An 18360-nucleotide genomic window follows, 5' to 3' on the forward strand; every position below is an offset into this window, starting at 1 on the left:
AAAGCCCGGATTCAATTGAATCCGGGCTTTTTTGTCAGCGTACTCGCTTGACGAATGTATTAATTCCAGCCGCCTCCTAAGGCCTGATAGATATTCACCATGGCATTAAGTTGCTGCTTCTTGGTTTCGATCAGTTCAAATCGTGATTCCAGAGCATCCCGTTGGGTGAGCAGTACCTCCATGTAATCCGCCCGGGTCGATTGGAACAAATCATTAGAGATGTCAATCGACTGAGTCAGGGCCTGTACTTCCTGCGATTTCAGATCGTAACTTCTTTCCAGGTTACTGATCTTGGCCAGTTGATTAGCAACTTCAAAATACGCATTCAAAACGACCCGCTCGTAGTTGTACACCGTTTGCGTCTGACGAGCATTAGCGTTGGCGTAAGTAGCCGTAATGGCCCGTCGGTTGACCAGGGGTCCCACCAATTCGCCCGCCAGCGAGTACAGAATCGACTCAGGCGTGCTGAACAAATACGCGGGACTAAAGGCCCGGTATCCCAAGGAAGCCGAAATACCCAGCGAAGGATAGAACTGAGCCCGGGCTACCTGTACATCCAGCTTAGCTGCGGCCAACTCAAACTCCGCCCGGCGTATGTCCGGACGATTGGTAAGCAACTGAGAGGGTAAGCCCGCCTGAATCGTTTTGGGAATCATGGTATTAAAGGCATCGTCATTCCGGGCAATGGGCTGCGGATAGCGAGCCAGCAGGAAGTTGATCCGGTTTTCCGTTTCCGTAATCCGCTGCTGGATGTCGTACTGAAGGCTTCGGGTATTCAGTACCTGAGCTTCAAATCGACGTACGGCCAGTTCGGTTACCCGGGTAGCCTGCTTCTGCAGTCGCACGATTTCCAACGCATTGGTCTGAATCTCGATGTTCTGTTTCAGAATGGCCAACTGATTATCCAGAGCCAACAGTTCGAAGTAGTTATTGGCTACTTCGGCAATCAGGTTCGTAATGACGAAGTTCCGACCTTCGCTGGAAGCCAGATATCGTTTCACGGCTGACTTCTGGGCATTCCGCAGTTTATGCCAGATATCCACTTCCCAGCGAGCATAGGCCCCTAAGCCAAGGTCGGGTACGGGTTCGGGCATGGGTTTGCCCGGTTTAATATCCGTAGTGGCTTCCATGGCTCCGATGTTGGTATACCGGGGTACTTTATCGAAACCCGCTCCGGCTCTCAGGCCCACGAAGGGGAGGTATTCCCCCCGACGGACACTGATTTCATTCCGAGAAATCTCAATCTCCTGCAAGACCACATTCAATTCCTGATTATTCTTCAGGGCCGTGTCAATCAGGGCTACCAGATTGGGGTCGTTGTAAAACTCCCGCCACTTAAGCTGAGCGGTGTTGGTGGAATCCTCGGAAGAGCCGTAGCTGCCCGGTAACTTTTTATTTTCGGTTTTCGGCACCAGCGAAGGTACCTTACACGCCGTGGTGTACAGCAGGCAAAAAAGAATCAGGCCCGCGTACTGAATGATTCGATTTCTAAACATGATGCTCAATTTCTTCAGTTAAGGGATTTTCCTCTTCGTGCTTGATGAGTTTACGCTTGGCCGCAATACTGCCGAAGATGTAGTACAGACCCGGTACGACAATCACGCCGAAGACCGTTCCGAAAAGCATCCCGCCCAGAGCGGATGAACCAATGGTACGGTTACCAATGGCACCGGGACCCGTAGCAATCACCAGCGGAATCAATCCCGCAATAAAGGCGAAAGAAGTCATCAAAATGGGGCGGAAACGAGCCTTGGCTCCCTCGATGGCAGCATTGAAAACCGACATCCCTTCACGGTGTTTCTGTACGGCAAACTCCACAATCAATACGGCGTTTTTACCGAGCAGACCCACCAGCATGACCAGACCCACCTGAGCGTAGATGTCGTTGGCCAGACCCATCATTTTAATCAGAGCAAAGGAGCCGAAAATACCGGCGGGCAGTGAGAAAATAACCGCCAGCGGCAGAATAAAGCTTTCGTACTGAGCAGCGAGTACCATGTAAACGAATACCAGTACGATGAGGAAGATGTAAATGGCTTCGTTCCCCCGCATTACCTCATCTTTCGAAAGACCGGCCCAGTCAATGTCATATCCTTTCGGCAGCGTTTTGGCCGCTACTTCCTTGATAACTTTGATGGCCTCACCACTACTGTATCCTTTAGCCGGAGCACCCCGGAAGGCCGCCGTCGTATACATGTTGTAGCGGTTGATCTCGTTGGCTCCCTGCGTCTTCTTGATTTTCATGAAGGCTGAGAAAGGTACCATTTCACCTTTATCGTTCTTCACATACAGTTGCAGCAGATCGTCTGGTAAGCGACGGTACTCGGGAGCGGCCTGTACGAATACTTTAAAGAAGCGTTGGAATTTGATAAAGCCCAGCTCGTAGGTACTACCGATCAGAATGGACAGCGTGTTCATGGCATTGCCAATAGAAACGCCCTTCTGCATGGCCAGTTTGTTATCAATTTCCAGTTCGTACTGCGGGTAGTTTGCACTGTAGAACGTGAACAGACCCATCAGTTCTTTCCGCTTTTTCAGCTCAGCCATGAAATCGTTCGTGACTTTCTGCAACTGGTTGTAATCCCCGCTGTTGGTTTTGTCCAGCAACTGGAGCGAGAAACCACCCGCAGCACCGTAACCCGGTACGGCTGGGGGATCGAAAAATTCGATCGTCGCTCCGGGAATGGCCTTGGCTTTTTCTTCCAGTTCGTAGATGATCTCGTTCACGGTCTGGTGGCGTTCTGACCAGGGCTTGAGGTTAATCAAACAGGTACCGGCGTTGGAACCCCGACCTTCCGTCAATACCTCGTAACCGGCCAAAGCAGAAACCGACTCAATCCCTTCTACTTTTTCGGCAATAGACTGAAGCTTACGGCCAATGTCATTGGTACGTTCCAGGGTAGAACCCGGAGGCGTCTGAATGATGGCGTAAATCATCCCCTGATCTTCGCTGGGAATAAAGCCTGAAGGCAGGGTACTGGAAATACCAAAGATGCCCAACCCAAAGACCAGCAGAATACCCCAGGTGATCACCCGACGATTCACGATCATACGTAACAGGCCAGTGTACTTACCCGTTAGTTTATCAAAACCGCGGTTGAAGCTGTCCAGAGCCCGGTTCAGTACCGTTTTCTTGCGGGGCTTGCCGTGGTTATTCTTCAAAATCATGGCACAGAGTACCGGCGTAAGCGTTAGAGCAACCAGACCCGAAAGTACAATGGACGTAGCCATGGTAATTGAGAATTGCCGGTAGAAAATCCCTACGGGACCCGTCATGAAGGCAACTGGAACGAATACCGCCGTCATTAACAGCGTAATGGCGATTACGGCTCCGCTAATCTCGTGCAGTACTTCTTTTACCGCTTTGTAAGGCGATAAATGCTTTTCTTCCATCTTGGCGTGCACGGCCTCGACGACTACAATGGCATCATCGACTACGATACCAATGGCGAGTACCAGAGCGAACAGCGTAATCATGTTGATGGTCAGCCCAAACATTTGCATGAAGGTAAAGGCTCCGATCAACGATACGGGTACGGCAATGGTCGGAATCAGCGTTGAACGCCAGTCGCCCAGGAAGATGAATACCACCAGAGCCACCAGAATAAACGCATCCCGCAGGGTGTGAATTACTCCCTCAATGGAAGCATCGAGGAAGTTGGAAACGTCGTAGCTGATTTTGTAATCCATGCCCGGCGGGAAGGACGTTTTCTTCAGCTCCTCCAGTTTGTCTTTTACTTCTTTAATTACGTCCGAAGCGTTACTACCGTACGTTTGTTTCAGGACAATAGCCGCCGAAGGATAGCCGTTGAGGTTGGAGTAAATATCGTAGTACTCACTGCCCAGCTCTACGCTGGCTACATCTTTCAGGTACAGAATTTCTCCGTTCGGATTCGACTTGACGATCACATTTTTGTACTGCTCTACATCATTGTAGCGGCCCTGATAGGTCAGTACGTACTCCAGAGCTTCGGCCCGCTTTCCGTCGCTTCGACCCAAACGACCCGGCGATCCGATGACGCTTTGCTCGTTAAGTGCTTCCATCACGTCGTCCGCCGAAATGTTGTAGGCCCGCATCCGGTCGGGTTTCAGCCAGATCCGCATGGCATACTGACGGCTACCGAGGATACTCGCCTGACCAATCCCGCCCAGACGCTGCAATTCGGGTAACATGTTGACCCCGGCAAAGTTGAAGAGGAACTTCATGTCGGCGTGCGGGTCCTTACTATACAAGTTGACGTACATCAACATGTTCGGCACGATCCGGTTCACAATGATCCCTTCACGTTGGACCAGAACGGGCAGCCGGTTGAGTACCTGAGCAATCCGGGTATTGATGTTGACGACCGCCTGATCGGGGTTCGTACCCAGGTTAAAGACAACCTGAACGTTGGCTTCCCCGGCACTCGTAGCATCGGAAGTCATGTACTTCATGCCTGGAACCCCGTTGATGGCCTGCTCGATCGGAATCAGCACCGATTCGGTCAGTACCTTGGCACTCGCTCCGGGATACGACGCCCGTACGATAACCATTGGGGGAGAAATTTCCGGGAACTGGGAGATGGGCAGACTGTTGATGGCCAGTATACCCGTTAATATAATGACCAGTGAAATGACAATTGCCAGTACGGGTCGATGAATGAATTGACGAAACATACGCTGAATATTTTAAATGCTTCTACTACTCGGTATACACTTTTAATTTCGGGATCACCGATTTGGGGTCCTCGTAGTTATAAGCGATTTTATCATTGTCGTGTACCTTACGGATACCTTCGAGAAGAATCTTGTCATTAGCCGTTAAACCTTCTTTGACTACGTAGAGGTCGGGCATCTCGGCTCCGACGGTAATTTCACGCGAGTGTACTTTGTTGTCTTTACCCACCACGTATACGTATCGTTTTTCCAGTACCTCGAACGTGGCTTTCTGCGGAATGATGAGGGCGTTTTTCAGCGGGACGGCCATTTGAATATTACCCGTTTCGCCGTGGCGAAGCAGACCTTTGGGGTTGGGGAAGGTGGCCCGGAAAGCAATATTACCCGTCTCGTTGTTGAAGTCTGCTTCAATGGTTTCGACCACGCCGGGATGATCAAACAATTCATTGTTTGCCATTAAGAGGTTCACCTTAATTTTGTCCTGGTTTTGGTTGTGAGCCCTGAAATTGAGGTATTCGGCTTCCGGTACGTTGAAGTACACCCACAACTGGCGATTATCGGAGAGCGTGGTTAACAATTGGCCTTCATCCACCAGACTCCCCAACCGTACCTGAAAACGGTCGATGATGCCATCAAAAGGAGCCCGGATTTCAGTAAAATCAAGATGCGTATGAGCGAGGGAAAGTTCGGCTTTGGCTTTTTCGAGTTTTGCCATCGCCATTGCCAGTTCATTTTTGGCGACTACGTTTTTATCAGCCAGGGGCTTAACGTTGTCTACTTCAATCTGGGCCGCTTTGGCTTCGGCCTGAGCTTTCTGGAATTCGGCCTGATACAGGTTCGGCATGATGCGGAACAGAAGCTGTCCTTTCTTAACGAACTTTCCTTCGTCCACGTAGATGTTCTGCAGATAGCCTTTTTCCTGAGCCCGAAGTTCAATGTGGCTGATGGAGTGGATTTGGCATACGTAATTTTGCGTAATCAGCGTATCCATTTGGGCGGGACTGGTCACCAAATATTTGGTTTCCTCTTCCTTTTCTTCGTGTTTGGATTCACAGCTTGCGAGGCACAATAGGCCACACAAGCTCATCAGCAGGAGCATTCGATTCATAGGGGTATTGCTTTTTAAAGCGGAATACGGGTTACTAAGTAGTTATTATGGAAGGTGTAAACAAGACAATCCAGCAACATCCCCTGAGCGGGATGCTAATTGTAATGGAGGGTAATGGATATGTAAGGTCAGGTTCAGTTACAAAACCCGATTAAGCTCATAAGCGAAGTACGCGAAGGAAAAGGTAACGGTCCTGAGAACCATAGGAAACCTGCTGACCCTGTGGGTGTTGCAGCGGCTGAAAATGAACAAGCCAGTGAAATAAAGGAAGATACGCTATCGTAATGAACGCACGATCAACGTCAAGTTGCTGAGGAGATAAGGGCCCTTTTTCATCTTCTTTCTCTTCTTTCAGTTCGGTTGCTTCCAGATTGGCTTTACCGTGTCGAGCCTCGGAAGAGGTTGATTGGAGCGTTTGAAGATTGGCAGGTGTGTCGGGCTGAGCCGTTTCACAGAAACCAGCGATGGAAAGGGATGAATAGCGGAGAGCATCCTTACACGTTGCCGCATATAAGGAGCTACATCCTGTCCACAGGAGAAAACAAAGCGATATGAAAAATCGAATCTTCATCCTCGTTGGTTAAAATCACACCGGCTCACGTTTGTTGGCTAACCGGCTAACTTTAGGCTATTCAGCCATTTTACTCGTTGTAATGAGTACCGATCAGGCGTTTTACGAAGTTTGAGATGCAGGAAGCAGTTCGGAAGTTTCGATCGAAAGTCTATCCTAGTGGGCTATACATCAGAGATACTGGGGAATACCGTCTGCTTGGTTGACCAAAATTAGATTCATTTAAGAAATAAGACCCTGCATATTGTATTAAAAAGGGCTTAAAATCCCTTTTAAGCCTGTTTTTTAGTTTATACAGAAGAATGAATTGACTTTTTTTAATATTTATCAGGTTTTAGTAAGATTTAAGCAAATGACAGAGCTTTGCTAACGTACCTACCTAAGCGGATGTGGAGGGCTAACGAATGATGAGGGTATGACATGGACTTCTCTCCTGCGAGTAGAGGAATAAATAGCCAGGGATGATTTATAGTCAATAAAAGCTCAGGTAGTTATGTAACCACCTGAGCTTTTTGTTCAAGATAACAAAAGCGTACGATTCACCTGGATTTCTTCAATAAAATATTCATCGTGCGAAATCACGAGTAAGGAGCCCTTAAAATCTTTTACAGCCCGCGTGAAAATCTGTTGACTGGTTAAGTCCAGGTTATTGGTAGGCTCGTCCAGTAACAGCAAATCGGGTCGGTTTTGACTAACCTGCAAACAGCAGAGGGCCAGTTTCATTTTCTCCCCGCCACTCAAGCTATCACACGTACGATCCCAACTTGCCCGCGGCAATTGATGCTGGTGTAGGAGATTCTTCAAATCATGTTCCAGTAATTGTCGGTTGTTGAACCGTTGAACCTGCTCAAAAACCGTCAGTTCACTGGCCAGTAGTGAATATTCCTGATCAAGGTAGACGTACGAAAAATCCGCTCGTGTTACTTCTCCTTGGGAAGGCGTTAGCTGACCCGTTGCCAGTTTCAAAAGTGTTGTTTTACCCGACCCATTGGGCCCTTGAATTCGAATACGGTCGCCGGAACAAATCTGGAACTGTAAGGCTCTGGCCAAAGACTGGATTCCCCCAAATGCTGGTTGAGATGCTGAGCTTCGATGAGCAGCTTTCCATGGTGCAAATCAGAAGATTCCAGTACTAAATGTAAGGGCTGAGTCTGATGCAATTGTGTACGTACCGAGCGAAGCTGACCGGATAAGTCCTGTAGCTTTTCCTGATGGACCTCTTTGAGCTTGGCCGTGCTTTGTTCGGCCTGAGTTTTTCGACCACCGGCAATGATGCGGGGCAGTGCCTGTTTCTGCCCCTGGGCTTTACCCCGGATTTCCTGTTTTTGGCGTTGCTCAGCTAGGTCACGAGCCTTTTGCTGTGCCTGTTTAAGGGTTTTTTCATGTTCATCAGCCTGTGCTTTTAACGCTTCCCGCTGGGTTCGTTTCTGTTCCTGGTAAAAATCGTAATTCCCTCCGTATACCTCCAGATGGCCCTTGCCCAATTCCAGAGTAGTATCCAGCTGATTCAACAAAGCCCGATCGTGACTGACGATGAGTACGGTAGCTTTACTTTGACTAAGCCAATGGTACAGTCGTTGACGACTCGTACCATCCAGGTGGTTTGTCGGTTCGTCTAATAGCACAATACCGGGCGAATGCAGAAACAGGCCCGCCAAAAAACCTTGGTTTTTTCACCACCGCTCAGCCCTTCAAGGGTTTGGTTGAGATCGAGGGTTTTGATGTGCCAGGATTCAAAGGCCGCCTGTAGGCGTTCTTCCAGTTCCCAGTCATCGGCCAGTGTCGTAAAATGTGCTTCAGCTGCGTCGCCCGAAAGGATGGCCCGCAGGGCTTTCAGCTTTTCTGCCACGCCCAGTACTTCGGCAACGGTATATGAATCATATTGACCTAAATGTTGAGGGACGTAATAGGGTTTTTCGGAAAGGACTATTTCTCCCGAAGCGGCTTGCCGCTGGCCCGCAATGATTTGTAGTAGAGTAGATTTTCCTACGCCATTATTGCCGACAAGAGCGGCTTTTTCCCCCGTAGCCACAGAAAGACTGATCGAGTCCAGTAGGGCGTCACCGTTGGCATGCACATAGGAAAGTGCGTTCCCGATTATACTCATGAAGGTAAGGCTTAAAAAAATAAAAAGAATTGACGATCCGGGCCCGGCTGTAGGGCGGAAACGTTGGAGAGAGATGGCTCGGTTACGGCCTAAGAAGAAAAACGATGAATCACATAAAGGCTAAGGAAGAACCCACTACCAAGGCGTAGGGGTGAATTGGACTACTATCTAAACTTCGAGAAAGAAGTGATAAAGGGGGAGTACCCGTCCGATTTACTTAGCTATAACATCAAGAGAGTTTTTAAGATGTGGCAAAGATAGGCATGAGCATTCGATTAATGCTAAAGATAGGCGTAAAAAATCAAGGACTGGGGTTTAATCCGTTCCGCTAGCCATGATTCAAATCCGTGAATGCAAAACTCTTTCGTCCATTCAAGGTTTATTAAGCAAATCAAGGGATCCATCAGATCTTCCAGCCAATGGCTAAACAGAACTCGGAATACAGTACCCAGCTCGATTTATTAACAGATTATCTCTTTGCTAATCGGGAAACTATTTTGAACGCTTGGCGGATGCGGTGTGCCAGTGATCCGGCCTCTCCTAAGCATACCAACTTCTCACGGGAAGAATTCAACGATCAAATTCCGAGTCTGCTTAACTATCTATCGCAACGCATCAAAGGCGAGAAAAAAAACAACAACGTTCTTGAGTTTTCCGAAGAGCACGGGCTTCATCGCTGGCAAAGTGGATACTCACTCAGTGAATTGTCTCGGGAATTGAGTCATTTATACGAAGTCATTCAGGAGCGATTCCAGGCCTTTCTGGACTTGTATCCCGATACGCAGGCTCAGGTGATGACACATGCTCACCGCCAGTTGCTTGAGTTAGCCAAAGACTTGAATCTGGGAAGCATCCTGTACTTTGATCAGCTTCGCCAAACGGCCGCCGCTGAACAAGTACGAACCTTGGAAAATGCCCTGAAAAACCTGGAGGAAATTACGAAACAACGCGGAGAACACCTGCGTCAGGTTTCCCATGATTTACGCGGTAACCTGGGCCTAATGTCGGGAGCTACCGCTTCCTTGCAGCTACCCAAGAAGGAATCGGATCGGCAGAAATTTCTGGAAATGCTGGCGAAGAATATACGGGCGGCCGAAGATATGCTTACGCAGTTGATGAATTACGCTCGCCTGGAAGCTGGTCAGGAAGTAATTGAGAACCAGCCTTTCGATGCTAGTGAATTATTACAGAAAATCATTAAAAGGTTTGAAGGGCTGGCAAAAACCAAAAAGCTGAAGCTAAATGTTGATGGTCCACCGAAATTATTAGTAGTGGGCGATCCCATGAAGATAGAACGGATCATTCAGAATCTCTTACTCAATGCCCTCAAGTATACGGAAAAAGGATGGGTAAACGTGACCTGGATACAGGAAACGGACTCCCGCTGGCAGGTAAGTGTGCAGGATACAGGTCCTGGCCTCAAAGAAGGAGTCGTTTCTCTGTTAGCCCAGCAGCTACAGCCTTACGTACACTCAACCAGCTCGCATAGACAGGTAGAAATTCTGGATCCGGAAGTTCCTGCAACCCGATTGAGTAACAAACAAAGCAGTGAAAACAGCGGGGAAGGGATTGGCTTGTTTATTGTCAAACGTCTATGTGAGCTATTAAAAGCGAACATGGAAATTGAAACCAGCGAAAAAGGTACTCTGATTCGTATTCGTCTGTTAATCAATCAGAAACAGGAAAGCCATTCCTGAATCAGGCCTTTTGTATGGGTATGAATAGTCAGAGTTAACGGTTACTGCTCACTCATGAACTGTCCGCTTTTGATGCCTCATGGAAGAAGATAGACGATTAGAAGAAGTCTGTACTTCACTCAAGCCCTTAGTATGGGTTGAGCTACTAGCGATGTAATCTTTTCAGGCTCACCCAAATCTAGGTATGTAAATCTGGAGAGAATCAAACGATTCACTACAGAATACGCTTTTTACATCACGCGGGATACGGCAGAAAGTATTGTAAATCTATACTTGTAAGTTAAGTAAGCGTAGGCAAACTGGCATACTCACCCCAAAAGGTACAGATGCTATGCCAAAGTTCGATAATCGAGGTGTAACCATCGGGTTTAGGAATGAACGAACTCACTCCTTTTTCGTAGGCCTGCTCAATAAGTTGAGGACGATTGTGCACGGAAAACATAAGAATGGGCAGAGCCCGATAAGACGACTTTTTCAGTTCTTCTACCATTTGCAGGCCGTCCATGCCGGGCAAATCATAATCCAGCAAAATAAGATTGGGAATCGTATGATGATTTTCCAGATACTGAAATGCCTCTTCCGCCGAATCTACTATCTTAAACTCACAAGAAATTTGGCTTCTCTTGTGGCCTCTTTCCAGTAACTCCTGGTACTCTTTATCGTCTTCCACAACCAGGATCAACGGGCATATCATAGCTTGATTCATAGGGTATACATGTGAGTAAAATTTACGCTAAAGAAGTATACCACATGTTAATTTTTAAGGTATTGATCAATCATGTTAACGTCGCGATGCAAGCGTAGATCATTCAAAGCGTAGTAACTGCTCGTAGGGATCGCCGGTAAGTTTGAGTAGTTTACCAAACGCAGGTTCCGTTTTGTAACCCTGGCGTTTCAAAGCAATGACCTGTTGGCGGAAGTCTTCGCCGTATTGCCGTAGTAACTGGTCTTCCACGAGCATATGGCGGTAGCCCAATTGTTGGCGAGTAGGAAGATTCTGTCCAAAAACTTCAATGTCAAACGTATTCAGCCTGAACGTCGCGACCACGATTTCCCGCTTTTCACGAATTCGGAAATCCTTCAAACTGCTAAACGAATCTCGTACTGTATCGATAAACTCCTGCTGATCCTGCCAGTAACAGATCACGTCTAGATCGCTGCTTTCGATATCGATATTCAGGGGGATCGTTCCGATCAGCAGTGGATCGTACCCGCTGAGTTTTTCTAAAACCTGATACTGCGTAAGTACGCGATACGCTTCCTGTTGGCGAGGCGTACCGGTTTGTAAGTACGCAAGAGTTTCAAAATGCATGACGTTAAGAGAGAAGCTCTGGCAACAAAAGTAAGCGATTTTTGAGCCATGCGAATCCTGTTTTTCGCTGAAAAGGCTATGAATCGTTAACGCAATCGGCAAAAATCGCCCCACATTTTCTATACACCAAAACATAGCTTTCCCTAGTGAGTAGCATTAGAATATCATTAAATCAACAAGTAATAGTAGGATATAAACAATTTGTTTTAAGATTTATCCACTTTTTGAGCATTAGGGCTAGTTTAGATTTAGTTTTGTATGGGGTTGATTGGACCGAATGAAAAAAAGAAAACGAAGTTGGTGGTTGTATCAGATGTTTTGTCTGGTGATGGCGTTACACGTCATCAACCTGAGCATTGACACGCCCGACCATATCGTAATCCATTCGGAAAGCGGTGAAACGCACGAAGATCCGACGATCAACGACATGGAAAGTCTCATTGAGTTTGTGCTTGAAAAAGGCCTCGGACTCGAAGATGTCATTCCCGAACACGATGATCCCGATGAGGATAGCGACCTCGCTAAATTCCAGCAAGACTACTGTTTTGTTCCGGTCTTTCGATTAGTACCGCCGGTTCCTACGGTAGTAACCTTACCCCAAGTTCGTACCCCCGAACCTTCCATTGAGTTGCTGCACTGCATGATGGAAATTTCTTTGCCTCCCCCCCAGGCGACTGCATAAATTCTTTTCCTTCACTCAGCGAACGTTGAGGCAGTACGTTTATACCGTGCTGTCTGGACGGGCTGCGTTTCTTTTCCATTCTTTCTTCACTGGTTTCGTAGGATGCTGACTCAACGAGTGCAGTCTACGGACGATTTACCGCTTGTTATTATGAAAAAGAGCATAGGCTTTGGGGCCATGCTGCTCGGTGCGTGGTTGACGGGTTGTCAGACCAAGCAGGAGCAGTCCGATCAAACGGACGAAAAACTGACCTTGCCCGTCGTAAAGCTTACTCAGCAATCTACGGAATTGCAACGCGAATATGTGAGTACGCTTGAGGCGGTTCGTAACGTAGAGATTCGGGCTCGTGTAGGAGGTTTTCTCGAAAAAATTCACGTGGATGAAGGACAGCGGGTTCAGAAAGGACAGGTACTCTTTAGTCTGAACGCCGCCGAATATCAGGTAGAAGCCGACAAAGCAAAGGCCGCCCTGAAAATTGCCCAGGCACAAGCCAAAACCGCCGAAGTAGAAGTAGGGCGAGTAAAGTTGCTGTTGGCTAGCAAAGTGGTATCGCCCTCGGAGATGGAGTTGGCTCAGGCCAAACTGGAAGCGGCACGGGCCGAAATCGACGAGGCCCGGGCCTCGCATCAGGCGGCGGCCCTGAAACTGACGCAGGCTCAGATCCGGGCTCCGTTCGATGGCGTCATCAACCGGATTCCGTTTAAAATCGGTAGTCTGATTGAGGAGGGGGCTCTGCTAACGACTGTTTCGGACATTCACGAGGTATTTGCCTATTTCGACGTATCAGAACGCGAGTACCTGGGCTTCATCAAAAACAACCGGAATTTGCTGGGCAAAGGAGGCAAAGAAGTAGAAATGCTGCTGGCCGACGAATCCCTGTACCCTTACAAAGGTCACATCGAAGTGATGGAAAGTACGTTTGAAGGCGGCTCCGGTACGATTGCCTTCCGGGCCCGGTTTTCCAATCCCAAGCAACTGTTGAAGCACGGCTCTTCCGGTAAAATCCGAATCAGTACACAGGTTTCCAATGCCCTGCTCGTCCCGCAAAAATCCGTTTTTGAAGTACAGGATAAGAACTACGTCTTTGTGGTAGATCAGGGAGGGAAAGTGAAATCCCGCAGTTTCGTCCCCCGGGGCCGGGTCGGCAAGCATTACATTGTTAGCTCGGGGTTACAGCCCGGCGAACGCATCGTCTTTGAAGGCATTCAGAATGTTCGGGATGGTGAAGAAATTACCCCCAAACCCATTTCCAGCGATAGCCTCGGTATTTCGCAGGAAAACGCCCTCAAGGTGATGTAAACGTATGGTTTTCGTACGCTGATGACTAATGAATGGAGAGTGGATGGCTGGTAGGGATTGGTTCAAAGAAGTTGTTGCCGAAAGAACAACAAGCCAAACGGTGCCCTATCGCATGCGACGCTGACAATCCTATCAAGGAAGTGAAAGCCAGCTTTGCTAAGGGACGTAATACCTGTCCATGTAACGATCATAAAAAAATAAATGAACTCATGTTTGATATATTCATTAAACGGCCGCTGCTGTCGTCGGTTATCTCCGTAGTCATTACGCTACTGGGGGTACTGGCTCTGACGGGTTTACCCGTGACGCAGTTTCCCGATATTGTTCCCCCATCGGTTACCGTTACCACGAAATATACGGGTGCCAACGCCGAAGTTTGTACCAAGGCCGTCGCCACGCCCCTCGAACGGGCGATTAACGGCGTACCCGGTATGGTGTACATGAACTCCGTATCCGGGAACGATGGTACTACACTGATTCAGGTCTTTTTTGAAGTAGGTACTGACCCTGATCTGGCCGCCATGAACGTGCAGAACCGCGTAACGGCCGTGTTGGATGAGTTGCCCGAGGAAGTAATCAAAGCCGGAGTAATTACCGAGAAGGAAGTCAACAGTATGCTGTTGTACCTGAACATCTTCAGTGACGATTCTACGGTCGATGAAAAGTTCATTTACAATTTCGCGGATATTAACATTCTGGCCGAGCTGAAACGCATCGACGGCGTAGGCTTTGCCGATATTATGGGTTCCCGGGAGTACTCCATGCGGGTCTGGCTTAAACCCGACCGGCTTACGGCTTATAACCTTTCCCCCGAAGAAGTCATCGAAGCGATTCGGGAACAGAACGTGGAGGCCGCTCCGGGAAAAGCCGGGGAGAGTGCCGACCGGGCTCCGCAGGTTTTGCAATACGTCCTTCGCTACACGGGCAAGTTTTTTGAACCCAAACAGTACGAAAACATTGTCCTGCGGGCCGATCCTAGTGGTTCGATTTTGCGGCTGAAAGACGTAGCCGATGTAGAATTTGGCTCACTGGACTACGATGTGCTTTCCAAAACCGATGGACGTCCTTCCGCGGCGATCATGCTCAAACAACGTCCCGGCTCGAATGCTCGCGAGATTATCGCCAACGTTAAACAGCGGATGGCTGAACTCAAGAAAGAGACGTTTCCGCCGGGCATGACTTATAATTTTGCCTACGATGTTTCCCGCTTTCTTGATGCGTCCATTCACGAAGTGGTACGGACCCTGTTTGAAGCGTTCGTACTGGTGTTCATCGTTGTATTTCTCTTCCTACAGGACTGGCGATCGACGTTGATTTGTGCCCTGGTGGTACCCGTTGCGTTGGTAGGGTCTTTTGCTTTCATGAGCGTTATCGGTTTTTCGATTAACCTGCTGACCTTGTTCGCTTTGGTACTGGCCATCGGTATTGTTGTGGATGATGGGATTGTTGTCGTAGAAGCCGTCCACGCTAAAATTACGCAGGAACATTTATCACCCCGCCAGGCAACGTTTGCCGCCATGCGGGAAATCAGCGGGGCTTTGATTGCCATTACGCTGGTGATGTCTGCCGTATTCGTTCCCGTGGCGTTCTTGTCCGGCCCCGTGGGGATTTTCTATCGACAGTTCTCGCTGACGCTGGCCGTAGCGATTTTGATTTCGGGTTTGAACGCCCTGACGCTCACGCCTGCTTTGTGTGCCTTGCTGCTGCGTCCACACGCGGCAGGTGCGAAGAAGAATGTATTAGATCGCTTTTTTGATGCTTTTAACCGAGGCTTCGACCGTCTGACGGGTCGTTACCAGAGCTTGCTGAAACGCATCATCAACCGACGGGTCGTAACGGTGGGTATATTACTGATTTTCGTAGCGGGTACCTGGGGAATCAATACCATTCTGCCCAGCGGTTTTATTCCTACGGAAGATCAAGGTATGATTTACGTGAACGTGACGACCCCCGCGGGAGCTACGGTGAAACGAACCGAAGAAGTACTCGATCAGATTCAGGGAGTGGCGGCGAAAATGCCCGCCGTTGAAAACGTATCGACTCTGGCTGGTTTTAGTTTGATGACCGATGGCTCGGGTTCTTCCTACGGAATGGCAATGGTCAACCTCAAAAGCTGGGAGGAACGGAAGGAAACGGTAGACGACGTCATTGCGGCGTTGACCAAACAAACCCGGCATATTCAGGGAGCCAGCATTCAGTATTTCCCACCCCCAACCGTACCCGGATTTGGTAACTCCAGTGGTTTTGAGCTTCGATTGCTCGATCGAACGGGGAAAGGGGACTTGCAAGCCACCAAAAAAGTTACCGAAGCCTTCATGGACGCCCTGCGGAAACGGCCGGAATTGGGTGAGGTCTTTACGAGTTTCGACCCCACTTTCCCGCAGTACATGCTGCATGTGGATTACGATAAAGCGGCCCAAAAGGGTATTTCGGTAGACAATGCCATGAGTACGCTGCAAACCCTGATGGGGAGTTTCTACGCTTCCAACTTCATTCGTTTCGGACAAATGTACAAGGTGATGGTACAGGCCTCGCCCGAATACCGGACCAAGCCCGAAGACGTACTCACTATGCACGTGAAAAATGAAAAAGGCGAAATGGTGCCCTATTCCAATTTCGTTCGGCTGGAACGCGTCTACGGTCCCGAGCAGCTCACCCGTTATAATATGTACACCTCGGCTCTGATCAATGGGGATGCGGGCACTGGCTACAGTAGTGGCGACGCCCTGAAAGCCGTCGAGGAAGTAGCGGCCAAGGAATTACCACGCGGGTACTCGTTTGCCTGGTCGGGCATGTCGCGGGAGGAAGTACTCTCGGGCAATCAGGCCATTTATATTTTCATGCTGTGTCTGCTGTTTGTCTACCTGTTGCTGGTTGCCCAGTACGAAAGTTTGCTGTTGCCACTACCCGTACTACTTTCCTTACCTACGGGGATTTTTGGTTCATTCCTGTGTTTGCAATTGGCCGGTTTACAGAACAACATTTATGCTCAGGTAGCCCTGGTCATGTTGATTGGATTGTTGGGTAAAAACGCCATTTTGATTGTGGAGTTTGCCAGTCAGCGGCAACGCGAAGGTCTGAGTATTGTGAAAGCAGCCATGGAAGGTGCCGTGACCCGCTTACGCCCGATTCTGATGACGTCCTTTGCCTTCATCGCGGGTCTGATTCCGCTGTGTATTGCTACGGGTGCCGGAGCGTTGGGCAACCGCTCGATCGGTACGGCTGCCGCGGGTGGTATGCTGATTGGTACCATTTTCGGACTGGTCGTTGTACCCGGTCTGTACGTCATCTTCGCCAAACTTGCGGAGCGAATGGGCTCTAAATCAGAGGCCGATTCGGTTTCTTCCCCCACTGAATCTACGTATGTGCATGAATCGTAAACGTCAAATTTTTTCTATACTAGCCGGAGCCTGGCTATTGAGTTTAAGCAGTTGTCGGGTCAGGCATACCCCTGCGACCCTCGCTCCGGTGCCCGTGCCCTCGGCCTACGCGGGTAGTTTAAACGACCCCAATACGGATTCCCTGAGTATTGGGAACGATCCCTACAATCGACTGTTTACCGATGCCAATCTGGTGGCGTTGATTGATACGGCTCTGGCCCGGAATCTGGACGTAAAAATGGCTCTACAACGCCTGGAAGTAACCCGGGCCCAGTACGGCATCAGTCAGGCCGCCTTACGGCCCCAGGTAGATGCCGTCGTTTCGGCGGGGGTGGACCGCTTCGGCCGCTACACCCTCAATGGCGTAGGAAATTACGATACCAATTTTTCGGAGTACGTAACGGGTTCCAGCATCATCCCGAATCCCGTACCGGATTACTTTGTAGGCTTTCGGAGTTCCTGGGAAATTGACCTCTGGGGAAAACTGCGTAACCGCAAACGGGCCGCGTACAACCGAGTACTGGCCAGTCAGGAAGGTCGTAATGTCATCGTAACGGATCTGGTGGCTGAGGTGGCTCGCCTGTATTTCACGCTGCTATCGCTGGATGCGGAACTGGAAATCATTCGGGATAACGTTGAATTACAGCAGCAGGCCCTGTCGCTGGTTGAAGTACAGAAGGCGGCGGGGCGGGTTACCGAACTGGCCGTGCAGCAGTTTAACGCTCAGTTGCTGAATACAAAAAGCCTGGAAGGCGGCGTACGCCAGCAAATTCTTCAGGCCGAAAACCAGATCAACGTCTTACTGGGCCGGTATCCGCAACCCATCCAGCGGGGCATCTCGATTCGTGAGCAACAACTCCCCGCGACGGTCGCGGCGGGGGTACCGGCTCAGCTCATGAGCCGCCGTCCCGATATTCGTCAGGTGGAGCGGGAGCTGGAAGCCGCCAACATCGACGTAGCCGTGGCCCGGGCCGAATTTCTGCCTTCGCTGAACCTGACGCCCTATGTCGGTTTAAACGCATTCCGGCTGGGTGTACTGGGAAGTGTGGAGTCCATGACGGCGGGTATTTTAGGCGGTCTATCAGCCCCTGTACTGAATCGTCGGTTCATCAAAGGTAATTTACGGGTGACCGAGGCCGAACGAAATCGCTCCTTCCTGGCGTATCAGCAGGTCATTTTACGGGGCGTTTCGGAAGTGGTACAAAGTTTGAAAGGCCTGGAAAACTTTCGTAACGTAGCTGACTACCAGACGCAACAGGTGAATGTATTGAAGCAGGCAGCTACGACTTCGGATAATCTTTTTGCTACGGGCTACGCCACCTATCTGGAAGTAATTACGGCCCAGCGATCGGTTCTGGAATCGGAATTGTCCCTAATTAATACCAAACGTTCCCAGTTTTTATCCCTGGTAGATTTGTACCGGGCCTTGGGCGGCGGCTGGCAATAAACCTATAAACAGCTTGTATGCAAAGAAACGTGCGTATATTCAAACGCTTTGCATGCAAGCTGTTTAAGGGCATCTCCAGATTTCCGGATTGGGGCTGGCAA

14 protein-coding genes are annotated in these 18360 nt (G+C 49.3%); 5 read left to right on the plus strand and 9 right to left on the minus strand.

All coding sequences use genetic code 11. The annotated features are described in order from the left end of the window. Positions 1 to 59: 59 nt before the first annotated feature. The 7 genes from BWI93_RS01990 to BWI93_RS28080 form a co-directional block, all read right to left on the minus strand. Entirely contained in the window at positions 60 to 1496 is a 1437-nt protein-coding gene (locus tag BWI93_RS01990) for a TolC family protein (protein ID WP_094808495.1), read from the minus strand. Beyond that, positions 1489 to 4656, minus strand: coding sequence for an efflux RND transporter permease subunit (locus BWI93_RS01995; RefSeq protein ID WP_094808496.1), 3168 nt, complete (start codon positions 4654 to 4656; stop codon positions 1489 to 1491). The genes BWI93_RS01990 and BWI93_RS01995 overlap by 8 nt, the downstream gene beginning before the upstream one ends. Before the next feature lie 25 nt (positions 4657 to 4681). Continuing rightward, positions 4682 to 5764 (minus strand): efflux RND transporter periplasmic adaptor subunit, encoded by a 1083-nt coding sequence (locus tag BWI93_RS02000; RefSeq protein WP_094808497.1) that lies wholly within the window; start codon positions 5762 to 5764, stop codon positions 4682 to 4684. Between the two features lie 157 nt (positions 5765 to 5921). Further along, positions 5922 to 6335, minus strand: a complete 414-nt coding sequence (locus BWI93_RS02005; RefSeq protein WP_094808498.1) for a hypothetical protein — start codon at positions 6333 to 6335, stop codon at positions 5922 to 5924. Between the two features lie 516 nt (positions 6336 to 6851). Next, positions 6852 to 7385: an ATP-binding cassette domain-containing protein gene (locus tag BWI93_RS28070; RefSeq protein ID WP_217902213.1), complete on the minus strand. Its 534-nt coding sequence runs from the start codon at positions 7383 to 7385 to the stop codon at positions 6852 to 6854. Then, positions 7298 to 7993 carry a hypothetical protein gene (locus BWI93_RS28075; protein WP_217902214.1) on the minus strand — a complete coding sequence of 232 codons (696 nt, stop codon included), beginning with the start codon at positions 7991 to 7993 and terminating at the stop codon, positions 7298 to 7300. The genes BWI93_RS28070 and BWI93_RS28075 overlap by 88 nt, the downstream gene beginning before the upstream one ends. Next, the gene (locus BWI93_RS28080; protein WP_217902215.1) at positions 7951 to 8442 is read right to left on the minus strand and encodes an ATP-binding cassette domain-containing protein; all 492 of its coding nucleotides are present in this window, start codon (positions 8440 to 8442) and stop codon (positions 7951 to 7953) included. Before BWI93_RS28080 ends, BWI93_RS28075 begins: the two co-directional genes overlap by 43 nt. A gap of 419 nt (positions 8443 to 8861) precedes the next feature. Here BWI93_RS28080 and BWI93_RS02015 point away from each other — a divergent pair, with 419 nt between their 5' ends. Further along, complete coding sequence (locus BWI93_RS02015; protein ID WP_094808499.1) at positions 8862 to 10139, plus strand: sensor histidine kinase; 1278 nt, start codon at positions 8862 to 8864, stop codon at positions 10137 to 10139. Between the two features lie 280 nt (positions 10140 to 10419). Here BWI93_RS02015 and BWI93_RS02020 read toward each other — a convergent pair whose 3' ends face one another. Then, positions 10420 to 10845 (minus strand): response regulator, encoded by a 426-nt coding sequence (locus BWI93_RS02020; RefSeq protein ID WP_094808500.1) that lies wholly within the window; start codon positions 10843 to 10845, stop codon positions 10420 to 10422. Positions 10846 to 10944: 99 nt separating this feature from the next. After that, entirely contained in the window at positions 10945 to 11451 is a 507-nt protein-coding gene (locus BWI93_RS02025) for a DUF4269 domain-containing protein (protein ID WP_094808501.1), read from the minus strand. Between the two features lie 277 nt (positions 11452 to 11728). Between BWI93_RS02025 and BWI93_RS02030 the strand changes: the two genes are divergently transcribed. The 4 genes from BWI93_RS02030 to BWI93_RS02045 all read left to right on the plus strand — a co-directional run bounded on the left by BWI93_RS02030 (position 11729) and on the right by BWI93_RS02045 (position 18259). Next, the gene (locus BWI93_RS02030; RefSeq protein ID WP_133163380.1) at positions 11729 to 12133 is read left to right on the plus strand and encodes a hypothetical protein; all 405 of its coding nucleotides are present in this window, start codon (positions 11729 to 11731) and stop codon (positions 12131 to 12133) included. 150 nt (positions 12134 to 12283) lie between these two features. Next, on the plus strand, positions 12284 to 13432 hold the full coding sequence (locus BWI93_RS02035; RefSeq protein WP_094808503.1) for an efflux RND transporter periplasmic adaptor subunit: 1149 nt from the start codon (positions 12284 to 12286) through the stop codon (positions 13430 to 13432). A gap of 209 nt (positions 13433 to 13641) precedes the next feature. Then, complete coding sequence (locus BWI93_RS02040; RefSeq protein ID WP_094808504.1) at positions 13642 to 16812, plus strand: efflux RND transporter permease subunit; 3171 nt, start codon at positions 13642 to 13644, stop codon at positions 16810 to 16812. Continuing rightward, positions 16802 to 18259, plus strand: a complete 1458-nt coding sequence (locus BWI93_RS02045; RefSeq protein WP_094808505.1) for a TolC family protein — start codon at positions 16802 to 16804, stop codon at positions 18257 to 18259. The genes BWI93_RS02040 and BWI93_RS02045 overlap by 11 nt, the downstream gene beginning before the upstream one ends. Positions 18260 to 18360 lie beyond the last annotated feature (101 nt).

Origin of the sequence: Siphonobacter sp. BAB-5385 (assembly GCF_002261125.1) — a bacterium.
In the GTDB taxonomy this organism is placed as follows: domain Bacteria; phylum Bacteroidota; class Bacteroidia; order Cytophagales; family Spirosomataceae; genus Siphonobacter.

Coding starts and splice junctions, on each gene's coding strand:
- BWI93_RS01990 (WP_094808495.1), bottom strand. CDS start 1,496: ATGTTTAGAAATCGAATCATTCAGTACGCGGGCCTGATTCTTTTTTGC.
- BWI93_RS01995 (WP_094808496.1), bottom strand. CDS start 4,656: ATGTTTCGTCAATTCATTCATCGACCCGTACTGGCAATTGTCATTTCA.
- BWI93_RS02000 (WP_094808497.1), bottom strand. CDS start 5,764: ATGAATCGAATGCTCCTGCTGATGAGCTTGTGTGGCCTATTGTGCCTC.
- BWI93_RS02005 (WP_094808498.1), bottom strand. CDS start 6,335: ATGAAGATTCGATTTTTCATATCGCTTTGTTTTCTCCTGTGGACAGGA.
- BWI93_RS28080 (WP_217902215.1), bottom strand. CDS start 8,442: ATGAGTATAATCGGGAACGCACTTTCCTATGTGCATGCCAACGGTGAC.
- BWI93_RS02015 (WP_094808499.1), top strand. CDS start 8,862: ATGGCTAAACAGAACTCGGAATACAGTACCCAGCTCGATTTATTAACA.
- BWI93_RS02020 (WP_094808500.1), bottom strand. CDS start 10,845: ATGAATCAAGCTATGATATGCCCGTTGATCCTGGTTGTGGAAGACGAT.
- BWI93_RS02025 (WP_094808501.1), bottom strand. CDS start 11,451: ATGCATTTTGAAACTCTTGCGTACTTACAAACCGGTACGCCTCGCCAA.
- BWI93_RS02030 (WP_133163380.1), top strand. CDS start 11,729: ATGAAAAAAAGAAAACGAAGTTGGTGGTTGTATCAGATGTTTTGTCTG.
- BWI93_RS02035 (WP_094808503.1), top strand. CDS start 12,284: ATGAAAAAGAGCATAGGCTTTGGGGCCATGCTGCTCGGTGCGTGGTTG.
- BWI93_RS02040 (WP_094808504.1), top strand. CDS start 13,642: ATGTTTGATATATTCATTAAACGGCCGCTGCTGTCGTCGGTTATCTCC.
- BWI93_RS02045 (WP_094808505.1), top strand. CDS start 16,802: ATGAATCGTAAACGTCAAATTTTTTCTATACTAGCCGGAGCCTGGCTA.